At 72.3% G+C, this 19,988-nt stretch carries 15 protein-coding genes, 2 pseudogenes and 1 riboswitch; of the genes and pseudogenes, 9 read left to right on the top strand and 8 right to left on the bottom strand.

Annotated elements, in window-relative coordinates:
• A pseudogene (locus GA0115240_RS03875) lies at nucleotides 1-1,519 on the top strand (succinic semialdehyde dehydrogenase); the annotation flags it as partial.
• Between the two features lie 86 nt (nucleotides 1,520-1,605).
• A complete protein-coding gene (locus GA0115240_RS03870; protein WP_093735235.1) occupies nucleotides 1,606-3,444 on the top strand; it encodes a GMC oxidoreductase in 1,839 nt (612 codons plus the stop codon).
• A 520-nt stretch (nucleotides 3,445-3,964) separates the two neighbouring features.
• Here GA0115240_RS03870 and GA0115240_RS03865 read toward each other — a convergent pair.
• Nucleotides 3,965-4,315, bottom strand: a complete 351-nt coding sequence (locus GA0115240_RS03865) for a chorismate mutase (RefSeq protein ID WP_093735234.1) — start codon at nucleotides 4,313-4,315, stop codon at nucleotides 3,965-3,967.
• Nucleotides 4,316-4,607: 292 nt separating this feature from the next.
• Here GA0115240_RS03865 and guaA point away from each other — a divergent pair, with 292 nt between their 5' ends.
• Nucleotides 4,608-6,212 (top strand): glutamine-hydrolyzing GMP synthase, encoded by a 1,605-nt coding sequence (gene guaA / locus GA0115240_RS03860; protein ID WP_093735233.1) that lies wholly within the window; start codon nucleotides 4,608-4,610, stop codon nucleotides 6,210-6,212.
• A 144-nt stretch (nucleotides 6,213-6,356) separates the two neighbouring features.
• Nucleotides 6,357-6,920, top strand: a complete 564-nt coding sequence (locus tag GA0115240_RS03855; RefSeq protein WP_093735232.1) for a DoxX family protein — start codon at nucleotides 6,357-6,359, stop codon at nucleotides 6,918-6,920.
• On the opposite strand, the gene GA0115240_RS03850 is transcribed toward GA0115240_RS03855, so the two are convergent.
• Nucleotides 6,871-7,089 (bottom strand): hypothetical protein, encoded by a 219-nt coding sequence (locus GA0115240_RS03850; protein WP_093735231.1) that lies wholly within the window; start codon nucleotides 7,087-7,089, stop codon nucleotides 6,871-6,873. The genes GA0115240_RS03855 and GA0115240_RS03850 overlap by 50 nt on opposite strands.
• Nucleotides 7,086-8,399 (bottom strand): PspC domain-containing protein, encoded by a 1,314-nt coding sequence (locus GA0115240_RS03845; RefSeq protein WP_093735230.1) that lies wholly within the window; start codon nucleotides 8,397-8,399, stop codon nucleotides 7,086-7,088. The genes GA0115240_RS03850 and GA0115240_RS03845 overlap by 4 nt, the downstream gene beginning before the upstream one ends.
• Nucleotides 8,400-8,680: 281 nt before the next feature.
• Between GA0115240_RS03845 and GA0115240_RS03840 the strand changes: the two genes are divergently transcribed.
• Both GA0115240_RS03840 and GA0115240_RS03835 read left to right on the top strand, forming a co-directional pair.
• Nucleotides 8,681-10,036 carry an ATP-binding protein gene (locus GA0115240_RS03840; protein WP_370673268.1) on the top strand — a complete coding sequence of 452 codons (1,356 nt, stop codon included), beginning with the start codon at nucleotides 8,681-8,683 and terminating at the stop codon, nucleotides 10,034-10,036.
• A complete protein-coding gene (locus GA0115240_RS03835; protein WP_093735228.1) occupies nucleotides 10,033-10,749 on the top strand; it encodes a LuxR C-terminal-related transcriptional regulator in 717 nt (238 codons plus the stop codon). The genes GA0115240_RS03840 and GA0115240_RS03835 overlap by 4 nt, the downstream gene beginning before the upstream one ends.
• A gap of 22 nt (nucleotides 10,750-10,771) precedes the next feature.
• Here the strand turns inward: GA0115240_RS03835 and GA0115240_RS03830 are convergent, their stop codons facing one another.
• On the bottom strand, nucleotides 10,772-11,083 hold the full coding sequence (locus GA0115240_RS03830; RefSeq protein ID WP_093735227.1) for a hypothetical protein: 312 nt from the start codon (nucleotides 11,081-11,083) through the stop codon (nucleotides 10,772-10,774).
• A gap of 215 nt (nucleotides 11,084-11,298) precedes the next feature.
• The gene (locus GA0115240_RS35420) at nucleotides 11,299-11,508 is read right to left on the bottom strand and encodes a hypothetical protein (protein WP_202451003.1); all 210 of its coding nucleotides are present in this window, start codon (nucleotides 11,506-11,508) and stop codon (nucleotides 11,299-11,301) included.
• Between GA0115240_RS35420 and GA0115240_RS39120 the strand changes: the two are divergent.
• Together GA0115240_RS39120 and GA0115240_RS39115 are read left to right on the top strand one after the other, a co-directional pair.
• Nucleotides 11,423-11,725, top strand: a pseudogene (locus GA0115240_RS39120) (AraC family transcriptional regulator); the annotation flags it as partial. The gene GA0115240_RS35420 and the pseudogene GA0115240_RS39120 overlap by 86 nt on opposite strands.
• A gap of 85 nt (nucleotides 11,726-11,810) precedes the next feature.
• A complete protein-coding gene (locus tag GA0115240_RS39115; protein ID WP_370673267.1) occupies nucleotides 11,811-12,032 on the top strand; it encodes a helix-turn-helix domain-containing protein in 222 nt (73 codons plus the stop codon).
• A 916-nt stretch (nucleotides 12,033-12,948) separates the two neighbouring features.
• Here GA0115240_RS39115 and GA0115240_RS03820 read toward each other — a convergent pair.
• The 3 genes from GA0115240_RS03820 to GA0115240_RS03810 all read right to left on the bottom strand — a co-directional run bounded on the left by GA0115240_RS03820 (nucleotide 12,949) and on the right by GA0115240_RS03810 (nucleotide 16,987).
• The gene (locus GA0115240_RS03820) at nucleotides 12,949-14,076 is read right to left on the bottom strand and encodes a C40 family peptidase (RefSeq protein ID WP_093735226.1); all 1,128 of its coding nucleotides are present in this window, start codon (nucleotides 14,074-14,076) and stop codon (nucleotides 12,949-12,951) included.
• Between the two features lie 382 nt (nucleotides 14,077-14,458).
• Complete coding sequence (locus tag GA0115240_RS03815; protein WP_093735225.1) at nucleotides 14,459-15,559, bottom strand: C40 family peptidase; 1,101 nt, start codon at nucleotides 15,557-15,559, stop codon at nucleotides 14,459-14,461.
• A gap of 6 nt (nucleotides 15,560-15,565) precedes the next feature.
• A riboswitch (cyclic di-AMP (ydaO/yuaA leader) is annotated at nucleotides 15,566-15,721 on the bottom strand.
• Between the two features lie 183 nt (nucleotides 15,722-15,904).
• A complete protein-coding gene (locus GA0115240_RS03810) occupies nucleotides 15,905-16,987 on the bottom strand; it encodes a C40 family peptidase (protein ID WP_093735224.1) in 1,083 nt (360 codons plus the stop codon).
• 317 nt (nucleotides 16,988-17,304) lie between these two features.
• On the opposite strand from GA0115240_RS03810, the gene pcrA reads away from it, so the two are divergent.
• Nucleotides 17,305-19,785 (top strand): DNA helicase PcrA, encoded by a 2,481-nt coding sequence (pcrA, locus tag GA0115240_RS03805; RefSeq protein ID WP_093735223.1) that lies wholly within the window; start codon nucleotides 17,305-17,307, stop codon nucleotides 19,783-19,785.
• Nucleotides 19,786-19,988: the final 203 nt, after the last annotated feature.

Here is a 19,988-nt window from a genome sequence, read left to right as displayed (position 1 = left end):
CCCTCCTCGCCCGGCTGACCCGCGGCGTCATCGGCAGCGGCCGGACCGCCGGCCACACTCCGCTGACCGGCGTACGGCTCGCCGACCTGCCGGAGGCTTCGCCCGAGGAGGTCGCCGAGGCCTTCGCCCGCGCCCGTACGGCCCAGCGCCCCTGGGCCGCCACCTCGCCCCGCCGGCGCGCCGCCGTCCTGCTCCGTTTCCACGACCTGCTGCTGCGCCGCCAGGCGGAGGTCCTCGACCTGATCCAGCTGGAAACCGGCAAGACCCGGCTGCACGCCCACGAAGAGGTGCAGATCGTGGCGATGGAGGCCCGCCACTACGGCCTCAAGGCGCCCGCCTATCTGGGGCCGAAACGACACCTCGGCGCCTTCCCCGCTCTCACCAAGGCCGTCGAGCTGCGCCAGCCGCGCGGTGTGGTCGGCCAGATCGCGCCGTGGAACTACCCGCTGGAGCTGTCCGTCGGCGACGCCCTGCCGGCCCTGGCGGCCGGCAACGCGGTGGTGATGAAACCCGACACCGAGACCGCGCTGACCGCGCTGTGGGCCCGCGAGCAGCTGATCGAGGCCGGGCTGCCCGAAGGCGTCTTCCAGATCGTGATCGGCGACGGTCCGGTGGTGGGCCCGGCCGTGGTCGAGCACGCCGACTACGTGTCCTTCACCGGCTCCACCCGCACCGGCCGGGAGATCGCCGGGCGCGCCGCCGCCCGCCTGATCGGCGCGTCCCTCGAACTCGGCGGCAAGAACCCACTGTTGGTGCTGCGCGACGCCGACCTCGACAAGGCCGCCGACGGCGCGGTCCGGGCCTGCTTCTCCTCCGCCGGGCAACTGTGCATCTCCGTCGAGCGGTTGTTCGTGGACGCGTCGGTCGCCGACGCGTTCCTGGCGAAGTTCGTCGCCCGCACCAAAGCGCTCCGGCTCGGTACCGGGCTCGCCTTCGGGGCCGACATGGGATCGCTGGCCGGCCCACGGCAGTTGGCGACCGTCAGCCGGCATGTGGACGAGGCCCGCGAGAAGGGGGCCACCGTGCTGACCGGCGGCCGGCCCCGCCCCGACGTCGGCCCCTACGTCTACGAGCCGACCGTGCTCGACGGCGTGGAGCCCCCGATGGCGGTCTGCACCGAGGAGACCTTCGGACCGGTGGTCTCCGTCTACCGCTTCCGCGACGAGGACGAGGCGGTCGAGCGGGCCAACGCGAGCGACTACGGCCTCAATGCCAGCGTCTGGACCAAGGACACCCGGCGCGGCTTCCGCGTCGCGGCCCGGCTGCGCTCCGGCACGGTCAATGTCAACGAGGCCTACGGCTCCGCGTACGGCAGTGTGCGCGCCCCGATGGGGGGCATGAAGGACTCCGGGCTCGGCCGGCGGCACGGCTCGGAGGGCATATGGAAATACACCGAGGCGCAGACCGTCGCCACCCAGCGACTGATGCCGCTCGGCCCGGGGTTCGGCATGGACGACGAGAAGTACGCGGCGTTCCTGACTACTCGCTGCGGCTGATGAAGACCCTGCGGATCCGCTGACGCCCCCTGGTCCTCGCCCCGTCCCCGCCCGCACACCACCACCCTGAAGCGCGCCCCGCGCCGCACCCCGACACCGGGAGGTCCCCGTGGCACAGGAAGACGGCTACGACTACGACGTGCTCGTCGTCGGCTCCGGCTTCGGCGGCGCGGTCGCGGCGCTGCGGCTGACCGAGAAGGGCTACCGGGTGGGCGTCCTGGAGGCCGGCCGCCGCTTCGAGCGCGGCGAGTTGCCCAAGAACTCCTGGGACGCGCGCAATTACCTCTGGGCGCCGTCCCTCGGCCTGTACGGGATCCAGCGCATCCATGTGCTCGGCAATGTGCTGGTGCTGGCGGGCGCGGGTGTCGGCGGCGGCTCGCTGAACTACGCCAACACCCTCTATGTGCCGCCCGCCGCTTTCTTCCGGGACCGCCAGTGGGGTCGCATCACCGACTGGCAGGAGGAGTTGACGCCGTACTACGACCAGGCGCGGCGGATGCTCGGGGTGCGGCTCAATCCGACCCTCACCCCCTCCGACGTCCATCTCCGGGCCGCCGCCGAGGAGATGGGGGTGGGGGACACCTTTCACCTGGCGCCGGTCGGGGTGTTCTTCGGGGACGGCCAGGACGCCGAGGGGCAGGTGCGGGCGGCGCCCGGCCAGGAGGTGCCCGATCCGTACTTCGGCGGGGCGGGTCCGGCCCGCAGCGCGTGCACCGAGTGCGGCGAGTGCATGACCGGCTGCCGCCACGGTGCCAAGAACACCCTCAACGAGAACTATCTGTACCTGGCCGAGCGGGCCGGCGCCGTCGTCCACCCGATGACCACCGTGGTGGACCTCACCGAGGACCCGGCGGGCGGTCCCGGCCGGACCGGCGGCGCCGGGGGAGGCGCCGGGGGCGGCTACCGCGTCACCACCGTGCCCACCGACCGCCGCAAGAAGGGCGACCGGCAGGTGCTGCGGGCCCGCCAGGTGGTGATCGCGGCCGGCACCTACGGCACCCAGACGCTGCTGCACGCCATGCGCGACGGCCACCGCCTGCCCGGGATCTCGTCGCGGCTCGGCGAGTTGACCCGGACCAACTCCGAGGCCCTGGTGGGGGCGCAGACCTCGGACCGCCGCTACCGCAGGCGGCACCCGGGCCGCCCGCTGGACTTCACCCGGGGCGTGGCGATCACCTCCTCGGTGCACCCCAACGACCACACCCACATCGAGCCGGTCCGCTACGGCCGCGGCTCCAACGCGATGGGCACCTTGTCCATGCTGGCCGCCCCGTACCGCGGCCGGCTGCCGCGCTGGCTGGAGTTCCTCGGCAACAACGTCCGGCACCCGCTGCTCACCCTGCGGTCGCTGTCCAACTACCGGTGGTCGGAGCGGACCATCATCGGTCTGGTCATGCAGACCAGCGACAATTCGCTGACCACCTTCCGCAAGAAGAAAGGCCCGGGCAAGGGGCTGCTGACCGCCCGGCAGGGCCATGGCGCGCCGAATCCCACCCACATTCCGGAGGGCGCGGAGGCGGCCCGGCTGATCGCCGCGGAGATCGGCGGCTTCGCGGGCAGCAATGTCGGCGAGGCGACCCAGCGGCCGATGACCGCGCACTTCCTCGGCGGCTGCCCGATCGGGGAGGACGCCGAGCACGGCGTCATCGATCCGTATCACCGGCTGTACGGGCACCCGGGCATCTCGGTGGTGGACGGCTCGGCGGTGTCGGCGAATCTCGGTGTCAATCCGTCGCTGACCATCACCGCGCAGGCGGAGCGGGCGATGGCGTTGTGGCCCAACAAGGGGGAGGCGGACCCGCGTCCGGAGCAGGGTGCGGCCTACCGCAGGATCGCCGCGGTGAAGCCGGTCGCCCCGGCGGTGCCGGAACACGCCTTCGGGGCGCTGCGGGTGCCTTTTCTTCCCGTGCCCGCGGTGCCGCCCAGGCCGACGGGACCGGAGTCCTGACGGTCCGCTGACCGGCATGAGCGCCGCGGTGGCAAACGCCGCCGCGGACCCCCGGGTCGACTTCTCGGCCTGCTTGCCGTCCAAAAAGCCCGGAAAACGCGGTAATGTGTCATCCGCAGAGCGGCCGGTCCCAGGCGTCCCTGAGAGCCGACCGCCTCTTTGAGTCGTGACCGGGCTGCTGTCCCCTGCCGTCCGGCCACTGGTCACCGATGCGAGGTCCCACGGCGGGTGCACGACTGCACCCGCCTCATCGCACCGGCTGCACCCCGCCCAGCTGCGTCTGGGCGGTGTCCTTGTTCCACGCGTGGTGTTGGGTGACCGCCCCTGGCTGGCACGGACACTCCCATCAACGAAGGGGCCGCGAGGCGGTCACGTGCCGTTCGGGTGATCCCCCTGAAAGGGGTGTCCGGCGCACCGGCGGGTGACCCGCCTCCCGGCGCCGTCCGGCCCTCAAAACCCGCCGCTCGGACCCGCCGCTCGGCACCCGCCCGCTCGGCACCCGCCCGCTCGGCCCCGTCGCTCAGACCCGCCCGCGGCAGAGTTCCAGCAGCGTCATCCCCAGCGCCGTGCCGGGCTTGCCCAGCGCCTCGCCGTAACCGCGCAGCACCTCCATCTCCCGGTTCAGGTGCAGTCGCCGGCCGCCGGCGCCGATCCGGGCGGTCTGGATCTCCGCGGACACCGCCATGCGCTCGCCGACCAGGGCGATGATGCGGGCGTCGAGATCGTCGATCCGGCGCCGCTTGCCGGCGATCAGGGACTCGGCGTCGGCCGCCGCGGCGGCGGCCTCGGGCCGCGCGGGCCCGGATTTCACCGCCGGCCGCGCGGGCTCGGGCCGGACGGCCTCGGTCGGTGTGGTCGCGCTCTCGGTCATGGCTGCTCCTCGGGGTGTCGGACGGCCGGGCCCCCGGACCCCCGGACGCGACAGGCGCCCCGGGCCGAGTGGCCCGGGGCGCCTGGTAGGTCGCTTGTCAGCAGTTACAACGCGACGCGACCACGGCAGCCGGACCGGCCGGTGCCATAGGTAAACGCGAAGGCGTGCATCTGCATGACGCTCAGTATGGACCACCGCACCGGCAGGCACGCAAGGGGTCGCCGGGGGCCCTGTCCAGCCCGGGTAGACTCGATGCCGGACCCCCCTCGCAGCAACCGCCGGAAGGCCGCCCGTGGCATCAGCGACCCCAGCCGCCCCCGACCCGACCCCGGACACCGTCACCGACACCGTCCTCGTGGTCGACTTCGGAGCGCAGTACGCCCAGCTCATCGCCCGCCGCGTCCGCGAGGCCCGGGTGTACAGCGAGATCGTGCCGTCCACCATGCCGGTGGCGGAGATGCTGGCCAGAAAGCCGCGGGCGATCATCCTGTCCGGCGGCCCCTCCTCGGTCTATGCCAACGGTGCCCCGACGCTCGACCGGGCGATCTTCGAGGCCGGGGTGCCGGTCTTCGGCATGTGCTACGGCTTCCAGTTGATGGCCACCACGCTCGGCGGCACCGTGGACAACACCGGCGCCCGCGAGTACGGCCGGACCGCGCTGGCCGTTTCCAAACCCGGCTCCACCCTCTTCGAGGGCACCCCCGCCGAGCAGTCGGTGTGGATGTCGCACGGCGACGCCTGCTCCGCCGCGCCCGAGGGCTTCACCGTCACCGCGTCCACCGACGTCGTGCCGGTCGCCGCCTTCGAGAACGACGCCCAGCGGCTCTACGGCGTGCAGTACCACCCCGAGGTGCTGCACTCCACCTACGGCCAGCAGATCCTGGAGCACTTCCTCTATCGCGGCGCCGGCATCACGCCGTCGTGGACGACGACGAACGTGGTGGACGAGCAGCTCGCGCTGATCCGCGCGAAGGTCGGCAGCAGCCGGGCCATTTGCGGCCTGTCCGGCGGAGTGGACTCCGCGGTCGCCGCCGCCCTGGTGCAAAAGGCCATCGGTTCGCAGCTCACTTGCGTCTACGTCGACCACGGCCTGATGCGCAAGGGCGAGACCGAGCAGGTCGAGAAGGACTTCGTGGCCGCCACCGGAGTCCAGCTCAAGGTGGTGGACGCCGCCGAGCGGTTCCTGTCCGCGCTGGCCGGCGTGTCCGACCCGGAGCAGAAGCGCAAGATCATCGGCCGGGAGTTCATCCGGGTCTTCGAGCAGGCGCAGGCCGAGATCGTCGCCGAGGCGCCCGACGACCAGCCGGTGGAGTTCCTGGTGCAGGGCACCTTGTACCCGGACGTGGTGGAGTCCGGCGGCGGCACCGGCACCGCCAACATCAAGTCCCACCACAATGTCGGCGGGCTGCCGGAAGACCTGCAGTTCCAGCTGGTGGAGCCGCTGCGCCAGCTGTTCAAGGACGAGGTGCGGATGGTGGGCCAGGAGCTGGGCCTGCCCGAGGAGATCGTCCAGCGCCAGCCCTTCCCGGGCCCGGGCCTGGGCATCCGGATCGTCGGCGACGTCACCCGCGAGCGGCTCGACCTGCTGCGCGAGGCCGACGCCATCGCCCGCGAGGAGCTGACCGCGGCCGGCCTGGACCGCGACATCTGGCAGTGCCCGGTGGTGCTGCTGGCCGATGTCCGCTCGGTCGGCGTCCAGGGCGACGGCCGCACCTACGGCCACCCGATCGTGCTGCGCCCGGTCTCCTCCGAGGACGCGATGACCGCCGACTGGTCCCGGCTGCCCTACGACGTGCTGGCCAAGATCTCCACCCGCATCACCAACGAGGTCAAGGACGTCAACCGGGTCGTGCTGGACGTCACCAGCAAGCCGCCGGGCACCATCGAGTGGGAGTGACCCGGGACTGAGCCGGGGGTGGGCCCGGAATTTCCGGCCGGTCGCTGAAACACAGCCGAGCGGTGTACGTATATCCCGGTGAACGCGGCCGTTCCGACCCATCGCTCCCACCGGGAGCACGGACGGCGGGAGAGGCGGGAGACGATGCTTGAGGTGTGGCGGGAAACCGCTCGTCGCTACGCACTGCTGCCGTTGCGGATTTTCCTCGGTGTGACTTTCATCTACGCCGGACTCGACAAGCTGACCAGCAACACCTTCTTCACCGACTCGGCCAACGGCTCGCTGGTGCAGATCCTGCACGGCTCCCACGACCAGGCCGCGATACCGGCGATGATCGACCTGGCGCTCAAGGCGCCGCACGGCTTCGGTTACGCCATCGCTCTGGGCGAGTTGGCGGCCGGTCTCGGCATCCTGTTCGGGCTGCTGGGACGGGTGGCCGCGCTCGGCGGTGCGCTCATCTCGCTCAGCTTGTGGCTGACGGTGAGCTGGTCCACGACGCCGTACTACTACGGCAACGACCTGGCCTACCTGATGGCGTGGCTGCCGCTGGTGCTGGCCGGCACGCCCTATCTGTCGCTGGACGCGCTGATCAAGCAGCGGCGCGGGGCCGGCCCGGCCGGCCGGCCGGCGGTGGCGGGCTCGACCCGGGTGGACGGCGTCAGCGACGCCGGCGCGCCCGGTTCCGTACGCTCCGAACGCCCTGTGTGACGAGCGCCGTCACGGCGGCCAGGGCCAGCGCGGAGCCGGCCGCCGGGATCGAGCGGTGCGGGTCCGACAGGTCCAGCACCCCGCAGGCGTCGAGGATGAAGCCCGTCATGATGGCGAGCAGGACCAGCCCCATCATCAGGGCGGCCGGCTCGAAACGGTGGCGCCTCATCGGATCACCTTCAGTTGGCCGACGGTGAGATCGACATCGAGGTCGACGGTGCCGGCGGACGCGGTGCCGGCCGGGGGCCGGTAGGTCAGGACCTGGTGCCGGTGCCGCCCGAGGTGCCCGTGACCGTCGCTCTCGCCGGGCAGCAGGACCTGGCCGAGGCCGAGGTTGTAGTCGATGACGACGACGGCGTCGCGCGGCAGCCGCAGCACGACCTCCCCGGCGCCGATCCTGACCGCGGTGACGACGGTGCCGCCGGCCGGCGACAGCCCCCGCAGGTCGAGGGTGCCGGTGCCGGCGCCGCGCTGGTAGAGCTTCTGGACGGCGGCCGGCGTCTGCGGCCGCCAGGTGGTGCTGCCCAGGCCGTGGCCGCTCTTGGGCAGCGTGGCCGCGCCGATCAGGCCGGCGACGGTCAGCAGGGACAGAAAGACCGTGCCGCCGCGGGCCCGGCCGGCGAACGAGGCGAGCACGAACGCCGCGCCGAGCACGCCCAGCGCGGCGGTCAGACCGATCTCCAGGCTGGTGCCGGCCGGTTGGTACTGCCAGGACGCCCCGACGCCGACGGCCGCCGCGACCACGGCCAGCAGGCAGACCGTGAAGCCGAACAGCCAGGAGCCCTTCGCCCGGCGGGCCGCCTTCTTCCGTTCCCGCCAGGCGATCTTGTCCTCCTGGCCGTACGGCCCGTCGTCCGGCCCCCACAGATAGGCCGGCTCCTTCGTCAGCGGCTCCCGCCACCAGGACGGCGAACTGCCCGGGTCCGGCGGGGCCTGGACGGCGGGGGGCGCGTCGGCCACCGCGTTGGCCATGTCGGGGGAGACCGCCTCCGGCGTCCCGCGCCGCCGCTGGGACCAGTAGACGGCGCCGGTCGTCCCCGCCAGCAGGAGAACCGAGAAGGCCTGGTTGTCGCCGTTGCCGATCGTCGACGCGTACAGGCCGCAGCCGACCAGCGCCATCAGCACCGCGGTCATCGGCGCGCCCTCGATCCGGCCGGACAGCAGCCGGTGCGCCTCGCTCTGCCGCTCGTCCTCCTGCGGGATGACGAGCCAGCCCATGCCGTAGACGATCAGGCCGATGCCGCCGGTGAGGGACAGCACGACCAGCACCACCCGGAAGATCACCGGGTCCACGTCGAAGTACCGCCCGGCCCCGCCGCATACACCGGCCAGCACCTTCTGGTTCCGGCTGCGGGCGAACCCGGGGCGGGCGTCGGTCTCTTCGCCGCCTTCCCGCCTGCGGGCGCCGGGATCCGGCACCGCGTCCTCCGGGGCGTCCGGGGCGTCCGGGGCGGCGGGGGCCGCGGGCTGGTCCGTCATACGACCATGGTGACCGGTCGGCCGCCCCGTGGGGACCGGGTCCGACCCTGGTCCGTCCCTGATCCGTCCCCTGAGGGCCCTGCGGGGCTGGTTCGGTGGCGCGGGGCCGGGCCCGCGGGGCTGGTCGGGGGCGCGGGGAGCGCGCGACCAGCCGTGACAGGCGGATGGTCCGGGATCGGGCAGCGGCTGGCTGGGCCGGCGGGCCCGGCGGAAGGGCGGGGGCGGGATCTCCGGGGTCAACCCTGATGCTCCCGGTGCGGCGCCTGTGTGACGATCGGGGTATGTCTGCGACCAGCCCGCCCACCGGGACGCGCCCGGGCGCCCCGCCCGGGTCCTCGGCACCCAAGGGGGCGTCGTTCCTGTCCCCGCCCGACCCCGAGGTCGCCGGCATGCGCAAGCTCTACCGCAGCTCCGAGGGCCGGATGGTCGGCGGAGTGGCCCGCGGGCTGGCCGGGCACATGGGTCTGCCGGTGCTGTGGGTGCGGGTGTTCTTCCTGGTCCTGTCGGCCTTCAACGGTATCGGCCTGCTGCTCTACGCGGTCTTCTGGTTCTTCGTGCCGCTGGGCGTGGGCGGCGTCGCCGAGGCCAAGGAACCCCGGGACGCGCGCTCCTGGCTGGCCGGCAAGCGCCCCGACAAAGGCCAGATCATCGCGCTGATCGCGCTCGCGGTCGGCACCGGCATCCTGGTGGACAACCTCAACCTCGGCGCCGCCAACCGCGCGGTGTGGCCACTGCTGGTGATCGCCCTGGGCGTGGCCCTGGTCTGGCGGCAGGCGGACAACGCCCGCAAGGCCCGCTGGGTGGAGATGAGCCACGGCAAGCGGTTCTGGCCGCTGGCCCGGGCGGCGGCCGGGGTCGGCCTGGTCATCGCCGGCGTCACCGGCTTCATCGTGGTCCGCGGTTCCGGCAGCCACCTCGGCGGCATCCTGCAGGCCGCGCTGGCCGTCCTGGTCGGCGTCGCCCTGATAGCGGGCCCGTATCTGATCCGGATGACGCAGGACCTGTCGGCCGAACGCCTGATGCGCATCCGCGCCCAGGAGCGGGCCGAAGTCGCCGCGCACGTCCACGACTCGGTGCTGCACACCTTGACCTTGATCCAGCGGCATGCCGAGGAGCCCCGCGAGGTGACCCGGCTCGCCCGTGCCCAGGAACGCGAACTGCGGGCCTGGCTCTACCGCCCCGAGGGCACCGGCCGCGACGACGAGCCGACGACGCTGGCCGACGCCGTACGCGCCGCTGCCGCCGAGGTGGAGGACGCGCACGGCGTGCCGGTGGAAGTGGTGTGCGTCGGTGACTGCCCGCTGGACGAGCGGCTGGCGGCCCAGATCCAGGCCGCGCGGGAGGCAATGGTGAACGCGGCCAAGTACGGTGGCAGTTCCACGGGATCCCCCGACGCCGTGGTCCCGGCCGCTGACGCCGTCCAGGTGTACGCGGAGGTCGAGGAGACCAAGGTCTTCGTCTCGGTCCGCGATCACGGAGCCGGCTTCGATCTCGACCAGGTACCGGACGACCGGATGGGCGTGCGGGAGTCGATCATCGGGCGGATGCAGCGCAACGGCGGGCAGGCGCGGCTGCGCCCGGCGCCCGGCGGGGGTACGGAAGTCGAGCTGGAGATGGAGAGGGTGGCGGCGGCATGAGCGCTGATATGGGGACGGGATCGGTTCCGGGTCCGGCTTCCGAGGGGGCGGGGCGGCCGGTCCGGGTGGTGCTGGTGGACGACCACCGGATGTTCCGTACCGGCGTGCAGGCGGAGATCGGCGCCACCGAGCAGACCGGGGTCGAGGTCGTCGGCGAGGCCGCGGACGTGGACCAGGCGGTCGCCGTGGTGGCCGCGACCCGGCCGGAAGTCGTCCTCCTCGACGTGCACCTGCCCGGCGGCGGCGGGGTGGAGGTGCTGCGCCGGTCGGCCGCTTTGATGGCCGACCCCGACAACCCGGTGCGTTTCCTGGCGCTGTCGGTGTCCGACGCGGCCGACGACGTGATCGGCGTGATCCGCGGCGGCGCCCGCGGCTACGTCACCAAGACCATCACCGGCCCCGACCTGGTCACCTCGATCTTCCGGGTCCGCGACGGCGACGCCGTCTTCTCCCCCCGGCTGGCCGGCTTCGTGCTGGACGCCTTCGCCTCCACCGACGCCCCGCCGGTCGACGAGGACCTGGACCGGCTCACCCAGCGCGAGCGCGAGGTGCTGCGGCTGATCGCCCGCGGCTACGCCTACAAGGAGATCGCCAAGCAGCTGTTCATCTCGGTCAAGACGGTCGAGTCGCACGTCTCGGCGGTGCTGCGCAAGCTGCAGCTGTCCAACCGGCACGAGCTGACCCGGTGGGCGACGGCAAGGCGGCTGGTCTGAGCGCGCCGCCCGGCCCCGGGCGTCATTCCGCCTCGTCCGGCCACAGCATCGTGTAATTGGGCACCCGCACCGCCCGCTGTTCCACCGGCGTGTCCAGCGACTCCATCGCGGCCCCCTCCGGCACCGCGCACCGCCCGAGATGGATCCCCACCAGGCAGCCCTCGCACCAGAACGCGGCATAGCCCGTCCGCCGCTCCGTCCGCCCGGCGAACATCACCCGCAGCTCGTCCGCCCCGCAATTCGGGCACACCGTGTGCGTGGGCCCCGGCAACGCCTTGCAGTGCTGCTCGTACGCCGCCACCCACCCCGCCCAACTGGCCGTCAGGGCTTGCATCTCCGACCTCCCGCCGGTCCGCTTTCCCTCTCCCGTTTCCCCCGCGCACTGCGAACGACAGCCGACCCTACGCCGCTCTCTTTCCCTTCTGCTTCCCTTCTGCCCGCGCTAGGCCGAACCGTGACCTCGGCCGGACGGCGCCGGACACGTTCCCGGCCATTTCGGCGCGGCCGGGCGCCTCGGCCCGCGCCGGCGGCTCAGCGGCGAACGCCGGCTCAGTAGCGCACGGCGCTCTGCAGCAGCGGCGGATACACGGCGGACGGCTCGCCGTCGACGGTGCTGCCCGCGAACTGCAGCACCGCGCGCTGGGCGCCGTGCATCGAGGCCGGGTAGTCCAGCGTGGGCGCGGAGACCTCGTCCAGCACGCGCAGGTGCTCGGGCGACCAGGTCCACGAGTACCGGGCGGGGCAGTGTCTCGTCGTCACCGCCGCGCTGCCGGTGACCGGCCACTACATCGACCTCAGCCCGCAGACGCCGTCGCTGGGCATGGGGCTGGTACTCCGCCCCGCCGCCATCGCCCCGCTGCTGCTGGAGGCCCCGGACGGCGGGTGGTCGCGCACCGCAGCCGGCCTGCCCGCTGTCGCGACCGGTGGGCTCGGCCCCGATCTGCTCGATCCGGTCGCCCGCATGCTGCGGCTGCTGGACCACCCGGCCGACGCCCCCGTACTCGCCCCGCTGATCGAGCGGGAGATCCTGTGGCGGCCGGCACTTCCGGGCCATCACGACCATGAGCCCCCTGCAGTTCCAGAAGCGCATCCGGCTGCAAGAGGCCCGCTCCCTGCTGGTCGGCCACCCCGGCGACGTGGCCGGTGTCGGCCATTTCGTCGGCTACGACAGCCCCTCGCAGTTCAACCGCGAATACCGCCGCCTGTTCGGCGTCCCGCCCGGCCAGGAGGCGGCCCGCCTGCGCGCCGACACCGGCGCCGACGACATCCGGCACCTGCCCTGACGCGCCCGCCCGGCCCGCGGTTCACTTCGGCCCGACCGGCAGCGTGAGCTCCAACCCAGCCGACAGCGCGCGCTGATCTGCCGACCGGGGGCACGCGAATGACGCACCGCGTTGGTCAGCAACTCGCTGGGCAGCAGTGCGGCTCCTCCAAGTCGCCGACGACCTGTCCGGGGCGCAGGGGGCGCTGGTGGCGGGGTTCGCGTTTTTGAAGCCGGACCCGTATGCGTCCTACTCGCAGGACTACATGCGGTACGAAGCTGACGCCGTGGTCGTCGATTGGTACGAGGCGTTCCCGATCCCGGGGCTCGTTCGTGGCGTATGCCGCCGCGCAGGATCTGCCCGTCTGACGGCGTTTGTCCCTTCCCATGTGCGACATGACCGGATACGTCGCGGTCCACCGTTGATCCACCGCCGAGGACGCGCTTCGCTGGTCTGTGAACGGGTCCCTTCTCCTCGCGGCCCGAATCCGCCGAGGAGCGAACAGGGGAGGATCCGGCCCGCGGTGGGCGCGCTCAGGGGGCGCGCCCACCACACCTCAGGCGTGGTCACCCGCCGGCCCGGCACCCCGCGAAGTCGCCTCCGCGGGTTTCAGCTCGGCCAGGAGCAGTTGGACCAGGGCAGGGGGCACGGAAAGGGCCTGCCGAAGTTCAGCGGGCGTTCAGCCGGCCGTGGCCGCTCAGCGCGGCGACGACGTTCTCCGGCAGGCTCCCGTACTCGGGCGGGATTGTCCCGGAAGACGCTCAACTCGCCGGTCCGGCTGACGAAACCGGACTGATGACGCCGCGGGTTCAGCTCCTGCCGCAACACGCGCTGTCCGGGCACCTGCCGCCTCCCTCGCCTCGCCGCCGCCCCTTCGTCGGCCGCTGTTCCCCCGACAGGCGTGGCGCCGCCGGGGGTCGAGCGCAGCGTTACGGCGTCAGCTGGGCCGGGTCGCGCCGGCGAACGGCATTTCGCTGATGGGGGCGATCCGGACCGCCGCGCCCGGGTGCGGGGCGTGGATCATCTGGCCGTTGCCGATGTAGAGGCCCACGTGGGAGATACCCGAGTAGAAGAACACCAGGTCGCCGGGGCGTAGTTGCGACTCGGAGACGCGGGTGCCGGCGTTGATCTGGGTGTAGGTGGTGCGGGGCAGGGAGACGCCGGCGGCGCGCCAGGCGGCCTGGGTGAGGCCCGAACAGTCGAAGGAGGACGGGCCGGTGGCGCCCCAGACGTAGGGGAGGCCGAGGGCGCGGTAGGCGAAGGCGACGGCTGCGGCGGCCCGGGCGGAGGGGGCGGGGGCGGCGCTCAGCGGGGGGCGGGTGGTGGAACGGGTGGTGTCCGCCACCGCGGCGGCAGGGGCGGCAGCCGGCGACGCGGCGTCGTCCGAGGCGTCGGAGGCGTCAAAAGCGGCCCGCTGGGCGGCGGTGAGTTGGGCCAGCAGCGCGCGGGCCTGGCTCAACTTCGTCTGGACGGCCTGCTTGTGGGCGGCCAGGCGGTCCTGGGCGGTGCGCAGGGCGGCGAGTTTGCCCTTCGCCTGGGCGCGGGTCTTGGCGATGCTCCGCTGCTCGGCGGTGAGCCGGTCCAGGGCTTGGGCCTGGCGGTCGCCCAACCGGTCGACCAGGGAGACCCGTTCGAGGTAGGTGCCCGGCGAGGAGTTCAGCGCGAGTTGCAGCGTGGCGTCGATGGTCCCGGAGCGGTACTGCGCCGCCGCCAGCGAACCGACGGTGTCCCGGGCGGTGTTGAGCCGGGCGGTCTTGCGGGCCAACTCGTTCTGCAGGTCCTCGACCGCCGAACGGGCCTTGTCCGCCTGCTCCTTCGCGCCGTCGTACTGGTCGGTCGCCTGCTCGGCCTGCCGGTAGAGGACGTCGACCTGCGCCTTGACCTGCTCGGGCGTCAGCCGCGGCTCGGCCTGGCCGGTCTCCCCGAAGAGACTGACCGAGGCGGCCGAGGCGAGTGCCAGCGTGCAGGCCGCGCGGGACATCGTGGACCGGGTGAGGCGGGGAAACCGGGTGGATCGGGTGGGGCGGGCGGTGCGTAAGTGCGGGTCGCGACTGTGTGAGGCCATGGCGGCCGTCACTCCTTCCGGGGAGCCGGTCCGAGGGTTTCGGCCGGCCCGGAGCGGAACCGACCGGTGGTCCGGCGGCGTCTGTACGGGGGGACAGACGGCCGCCGGACCTTCGGCGTGGGCGGCCGGACCGCCGCTTTCGCGACAGCTGTGGGGTCGGCCACCTGACAGGCGACGCTAAACCCCGTTCGGGGGCGCGCTACAGAGGGCGACCGGGACTGGCCCATGTCGCCCGTACCCGACCACAACCGATCGCCGTTCGACGGGTGATCCGCCCGTATCCGGATCCGCCCTGACCGATGCGGCCGTCCGCGCGCCCCGGCGGGCGAAGGCTGCTATGGCGCCCCGAAGGGCGCCCGCAAGGCGGTCCGGAGCGCCCTCGTCAGGCGATGCGGCGGGCGGCGGCGAACGGCATCCAGCTCATCGGGGCGATCTCCACCGACGCACCGCTGTGCGGCGCGTGCACCACTTCGCCGTTGCCGAGGTAGATGCCGACGTGGCTGATCCCGGAGTAGAAGAACACCAGGTCGCCGGGGCGCAGATCGGACTCCGAGACGGCGGTGCCGTCGGTGACCTGGTCCCAGGTGGTGCGGCCGATGCTGATGCCGGCTGCGCGGTAGGCGGCCTGGGTGAGGCCCGAGCAGTCGTAGGCGTTGGGGCCGGTGCCACCGGAGACATACGGCTTGCCGCGCTGCGACAGGGCGAACTGCACCGCCGCGGCGGCGCGCCCGGAGGCGGGGCCGTTGTAGCTCGGGGCGGACGAGGACGACGACGCCGACGAGGACGACGACGAGGACGTCGACGCGTAGGTGGCCGTCGACTTCGACTTCGGCGGGGTGTTCATCGCGGCGAGCCTGGCGCGCTGCTCGGCGTTCAGACTGTTGAGCAGCTTCTGCGCCGCGGCCAGCTTCTGGGCGACGTTCTTCTTCTGGACCGCCAGCTTGCTCTGCGCGTCGGTCAGCGCCTTGAGGCTGCTGGTGGCCTGCGCCCGCTGGATGTTGGCCTGCTCCTGCTGGACCCGGAAGGTCTTCAGCGCCTGTTCCTGCGTCTGGGACAGCCGCGACATCATGTGCGTCTGCTGCAGGAACGAGTCCGGGTTGGCCGACAGCAGCAACTGGGTGCTGGCACCTATGCCGCCGTCGCGGTACTGCTCGGTGGCGAACTGGCCCAGAACGCGGCGGGTGTCGTTCATCGTCTGCGTCTTGCGGGCGACCTGCTCCAGCAGCTGATTGGCCTTGGCCCGCTGCGTGTCGGTCTTCTCCTTGGCCTGGTCGAACTGCTGCGTCGCCACCTCGGCCTGCTGGTTGAGGGTGTCGACCTGCTGCTTGACCTCGCTGATCGAGGGCTTGGCCGGCGCCGGGGCGGCGCTGGCACTCTCGCTCAGCAGGGTGACGGACGCGAGGGCCGCCGCGGTGACTCCCACCGCGGCGCGCGGGGCAGCCGAGGCGAGGAGATGGGTACGCGGCTTGCGGTGCGACGCCAAGGAGGCGACTCCTTCCGTGGGCCGCCGACCGGGTTAGCTGACGGGTTCGGGCGGAAAGGTCGCCCTACGGTCCCGACGCCTCCCGGCGTCCGTCCCGATTCACCCCGGATTACTGAGTGGGTCCCCGGCTCCGGCCGAGGCCGGATTGAGCGGAGGTGACGTGCTGCCGGTACTGGCACCGGCGGGGAATCAAGCCACCTAGCGAGCTACCGTAGTCAACTTCTGCACTTCGTGGGAAGTTTGGATCGCAATGTGACTGAAATCGCTTTGTGATCTTACGGGTTCTGTTGGATTCTGCGGGGTTGCGGGGGGCCGACGCGGCCCCGCACGCCACCGACCGGTGGATCAATACGGGCGTACGGCCGCGTAGAAGGGCATTTCGGTGATCGGCGCGATCTTGACGACCGTACCGGTGTGCGGCGCGTGGATCATGTTGCCGCCGCCTATGTAGAGCCCGACATGGCTGACATCGCTGTAGAAGAAGATCAGATCGCCCGGCTGCAGGTCCGCCTCCGACACCCGGGTGCCGACGTCCACCTGGTCGTAGGTGGTGCGCGGCAAGGTGATCCCGGCCGCCTTGTACGCCGCCTGGGTCAGCCCCGAGCAGTCCCACGAGTCCGGCCCCGTCGCGCCCCATACGTACGGCTTGTTCAGCTGGCTCCGCGCGAAGGCGATGGCCTGATCGGCGATCGAGGAGTTCGCCGCGACCTTCTTGGTCTTCTCCTGCGCCGCGATCTTGGCCGCCTTCGCCCGCGCCGCCGCCTCCTGCTGCGCCTGGAGCTCCGCCAGCCGGGCCTTCTCCTGGGCGGTCAGATTGTTCAGCAGGTGCTGGGCCTGGCTCAGCTTGGCCTGCACATCGGCCTTGGCGGTCTTCAGCTGCGCCTGCTGGGCGGTGAGCGTGGCCAGGCTCTTGCCGGCCTCGATCCGCTGCTGGGTGGCCGCGGCCTGCTGCACCCGGTAGGTGGCCACGGCCGCCTTCTGCCGCTTGGCCAGCATGCCGGTCAGATGCACCTGTTCCAGCACCGACTGCGGGTCGGGCGACATCAGATAGCGGCTGGTGGTGGTGTCGCCGCCGTCCCGGTACTGCGCGGCGGCGTACTCCCCGAGCACCCGGCGCGAGTCGTTCAGCGCCTGCGTCTTCTTCGCGGCCGCGGAAAGCGCCTTGTTGGCGGCGACGTTCTGCTGCTCCGCCTTCTCCTTGGCGCCGTCGTACTTCTCGGTGGCGACCTCGGCCTGATGCAGCAGGGTGTTCACCTTCGCCTGCACGGCCGCGATCGACGGCTGGGCCGGCTTCGCGGGAGCGGGGGTGGCGCTCGCGCTCTCCGTCATCAAGGTCACGGTCGCCAGCGCCGCGGTCGTCAGCCCCACGGCCGCACGCGGGCCGGGGGTGCTGAGTATCGCGGGACGGGCCTTACGGTGTGTCGCCATGCCGGGCGGACTCCTTCCGGACGCTCTGCCTGGTGCGGCACCGTAGCCAAAGGTCAGGGCCGCTGGGAAGGGGCGTGTCCGATAGGCCCGATACCTTTTCGTAATCTTTTGCCGAGCGATGGGATTGGTTACGGAACGTGGTAATGGCGCTACGGTCGCGCAGCCGGTTTCGGCGGCCGGCGCGCCCGGGTTCGCCCCGGCCCGCCCGGGCTTGCCCGGTCCCGGCGGCGGGCTCGGGTGAACCGGGGTGAGTGTCGGTGCGCGCTCGGGCGAACCGGGGGGAAGGTGTCGGTGCGGGCGCCTAGACTCGGGAGGCGATGAGCAGCCTCTTTGACGACAGCTTCCTTTCCGGTCTCGACGCCGTGCACGGCCCGGCCGATTCCGCGGCGCCCGAGCCGCCGGAGCCGGACGACGAAGCGGGTGGGGCGCCGGCCGAGGACGTACCGCACGATCTGTTCGGCGACCGCTTCGACGGGCCGCCGCCGCGTGACGGCCACTACCGCGACGGCGCCGCCCGCCCCGCCACCGACCCCGCCCAGCTCCTGGTGGGGCTCAACGACCAGCAGCGCGCCGCGGTCGAGCACGCCGGCGGCCCGCTGCTCATCGTGGCCGGTGCCGGCTCCGGCAAGACGCGGGTGCTGACCCACCGCATCGCCTACCTGCTGGGCGCCCGCCAGGTGCACCCCGGCTCGATCCTCGCCATCACCTTCACCAACAAGGCCGCCGGCGAGATGAAGGAACGCGTCGAGGAGCTCGTCGGCCCGCGGGCGAACGCGATGTGGGTGTCCACCTTCCACAGCGCCTGCGTCCGGATCCTGCGCCGCGAATCCAAGTCGCTCGGCTTCACCTCGTCCTTCTCCATCTACGACGCCGCCGACTCCAAGCGGCTGATGGCACTCGTCTGCCGCGATCTGGACCTCGACCCCAAGCAGTTCCCGCCGAAGGCCTTCAGCGCCCAGATCTCCAACCTGAAGAACGAGCTGATCGACGAGGAAACCTTCGCCGGGCAGGCGGAGAACGCCTTCGAGAAGAAGATCGCCGAGGCGTACGCGCTCTACCAGGCCCGGCTGCGCCAGGCCAACGCCCTGGACTTCGACGACATCATCATGACCACCGTCCACCTGCTCCAGGCGTTCCCCGACGTCGCCGACCACTACCGGCGGCGCTTCCGCCACGTCCTGGTCGACGAATACCAGGACACCAACCACGCCCAGTACACCCTGGTGCGCGAGCTGGTCGGCACCGGGGACGACACCGCCGAACTGTGCGTGGTCGGTGACGCCGACCAGTCGATCTACGCCTTCCGCGGCGCCACCATCCGCAACATCCTCCAGTTCGAGGAGGACTACCCGCAGGCCCGCACCATCCTGCTGGAGCAGAACTACCGCTCCACCCAGACCATCCTGTCCGCCGCCAACGCCGTCATCGAACGCAACGCCAGCCGGCGCGCGAAGAACCTGTGGACCGAGTCCGGCGACGGCCCGGTCATCGTCGGCTACGCGGCCGACCAGGAACACGACGAGGCGCAGTACGTCGCCGACGAGATCGACCGGCTGACGGACGCCGGTGACGCCCGCCCCGGCGACGTCGCCGTCTTCTACCGCACCAACGCCCAGTCCCGCGTCTTCGAGGAAGTCTTCATCCGGGTCGGCCTGCCGTACAAGGTCGTCGGCGGTGTCCGCTTCTACGAGCGGCGCGAGGTCCGCGACGTGCTGGCGTACCTGCGGGTGCTGGCCAACCCCGAGGACGCCGTCCCGCTGCGCCGCGTGCTCAACGTGCCCAAGCGCGGCATCGGCGAGCGCGCCGAGGCGATGATCGACGCCCTCGCCCAGCGGGAGCGGATCTCCTTCCCCCAGGCGCTGCGCCGGGTCGACGAGGCCTACGGCATGGCGGCCCGTTCCGCCAACGCCGTCAAGCGGTTCAACACCCTGATGGACGAGCTGCGCACGATCGTGGAATCGGGCGCCGGGCCCGCCGTCGTCCTGGAAGCGGTTCTGGAACGCACGGGCTACCTGGCCGAGTTGCAGGCGTCCACCGACCCGCAGGACGAGACCCGGGTGGAGAACCTGCAGGAACTCGCTTCGGTGGCCCTGGAGTTCGAACAGGACCGGGGAGAGGGCGAGCCGGGCACGCTGCCGGAGTTCCTGGAGCGGGTCGCACTCGTCGCCGACTCCGACCAGATCCCGGACGACGACACCGAGTCCGGCGGCGTCATCACCCTGATGACCCTGCACACCGCCAAGGGCCTCGAATTCCCGGTGGTCTTCCTCACCGGCATGGAGGACGGGGTCTTCCCGCACATGCGGGCACTGGGCGAGGTCAAGGAACTGGAGGAGGAGCGCCGGCTGGCCTACGTCGGCATCACCCGGGCCCGCGAGCGGCTCTACCTCACCCGCTCGATGATGCGCAGCTCCTGGGGCCAGCCGGCCTACAACCCGCCGTCCCGCTTCCTGGAGGAGATCCCGGCCGCGCTCATCGAGTGGAAGCGCACGGGTGGTTCGGCGGGAGCCGGCTCCGGGCCCGTGTCGAAGGCGGCGGCCTCCCTGTCCTCCTCCCTGTCCGCACGGGGCGGCGCCGCGGGCCGCGGCAGCACCGGCGGCTTCGCCACCCGCCGCTCCTCGGGCGACCGCCCGGTGATCTCCCTCGCCGTCGGCGACCGCGTCACCCACGACCAGTTCGGCCTCGGCACGGTGGTAGCGGTCGCGGGCCGCCCCGGCGACGAAAAGGCCACGATCGATTTCGGCGACGACCGCCCCAAACAACTGCTCCTGCGCTACGCCCCGGTCCAAAAGCTCTGACCCCTGCGGGGGGCGGACTGGGTGGGGGTGCCTGGGCGAGGGGCGCGGGGCGGGCGGTGGTCCGGGCACGGGTAGGAGGGGGCAGCCCGGGCGGTCCGGGGCTGGGTTGCCGCTTGGGGTGGGGTGCGTGGACCTGGGGGCGCGGGGAACTGCGCGCCGGGCCCGGGACGGGCGGGTGGTCCGGGCACCACCGGGAGGGGCAA

The sequence above is a fragment of the Streptomyces sp. DvalAA-14 genome (assembly GCF_900091855.1).
GTDB lineage: Bacteria > Actinomycetota > Actinomycetes > Streptomycetales > Streptomycetaceae > Actinacidiphila.
This window is presented reverse-complemented; position numbering and strand designations above follow the sequence as displayed.

Excerpts from the sequence above, each read along its gene's own strand:
- GA0115240_RS03835 (WP_093735228.1), top strand. The coding sequence starts at position 10,033 with ATGAGCGCTGATATGGGGACGGGATCGGTTCCGGGTCCGGCTTCCGAG.
- GA0115240_RS03830 (WP_093735227.1), bottom strand. The coding sequence starts at position 11,083 with ATGCAAGCCCTGACGGCCAGTTGGGCGGGGTGGGTGGCGGCGTACGAG.
- GA0115240_RS03840 (WP_370673268.1), top strand. The coding sequence starts at position 8,681 with ATGTCTGCGACCAGCCCGCCCACCGGGACGCGCCCGGGCGCCCCGCCC.
- GA0115240_RS03810 (WP_093735224.1), bottom strand. The coding sequence starts at position 16,987 with ATGGCGACACACCGTAAGGCCCGTCCCGCGATACTCAGCACCCCCGGC.
- GA0115240_RS03850 (WP_093735231.1), bottom strand. The coding sequence starts at position 7,089 with ATGAGGCGCCACCGTTTCGAGCCGGCCGCCCTGATGATGGGGCTGGTC.
- GA0115240_RS03865 (WP_093735234.1), bottom strand. The coding sequence starts at position 4,315 with ATGACCGAGAGCGCGACCACACCGACCGAGGCCGTCCGGCCCGAGCCC.
- GA0115240_RS03855 (WP_093735232.1), top strand. The coding sequence starts at position 6,357 with ATGCTTGAGGTGTGGCGGGAAACCGCTCGTCGCTACGCACTGCTGCCG.
- GA0115240_RS39115 (WP_370673267.1), top strand. The coding sequence starts at position 11,811 with ATGAGCCCCCTGCAGTTCCAGAAGCGCATCCGGCTGCAAGAGGCCCGC.
- pcrA (WP_093735223.1), top strand. The coding sequence starts at position 17,305 with ATGAGCAGCCTCTTTGACGACAGCTTCCTTTCCGGTCTCGACGCCGTG.
- GA0115240_RS03845 (WP_093735230.1), bottom strand. The coding sequence starts at position 8,399 with ATGACGGACCAGCCCGCGGCCCCCGCCGCCCCGGACGCCCCGGACGCC.
- GA0115240_RS03820 (WP_093735226.1), bottom strand. The coding sequence starts at position 14,076 with ATGGCCTCACACAGTCGCGACCCGCACTTACGCACCGCCCGCCCCACC.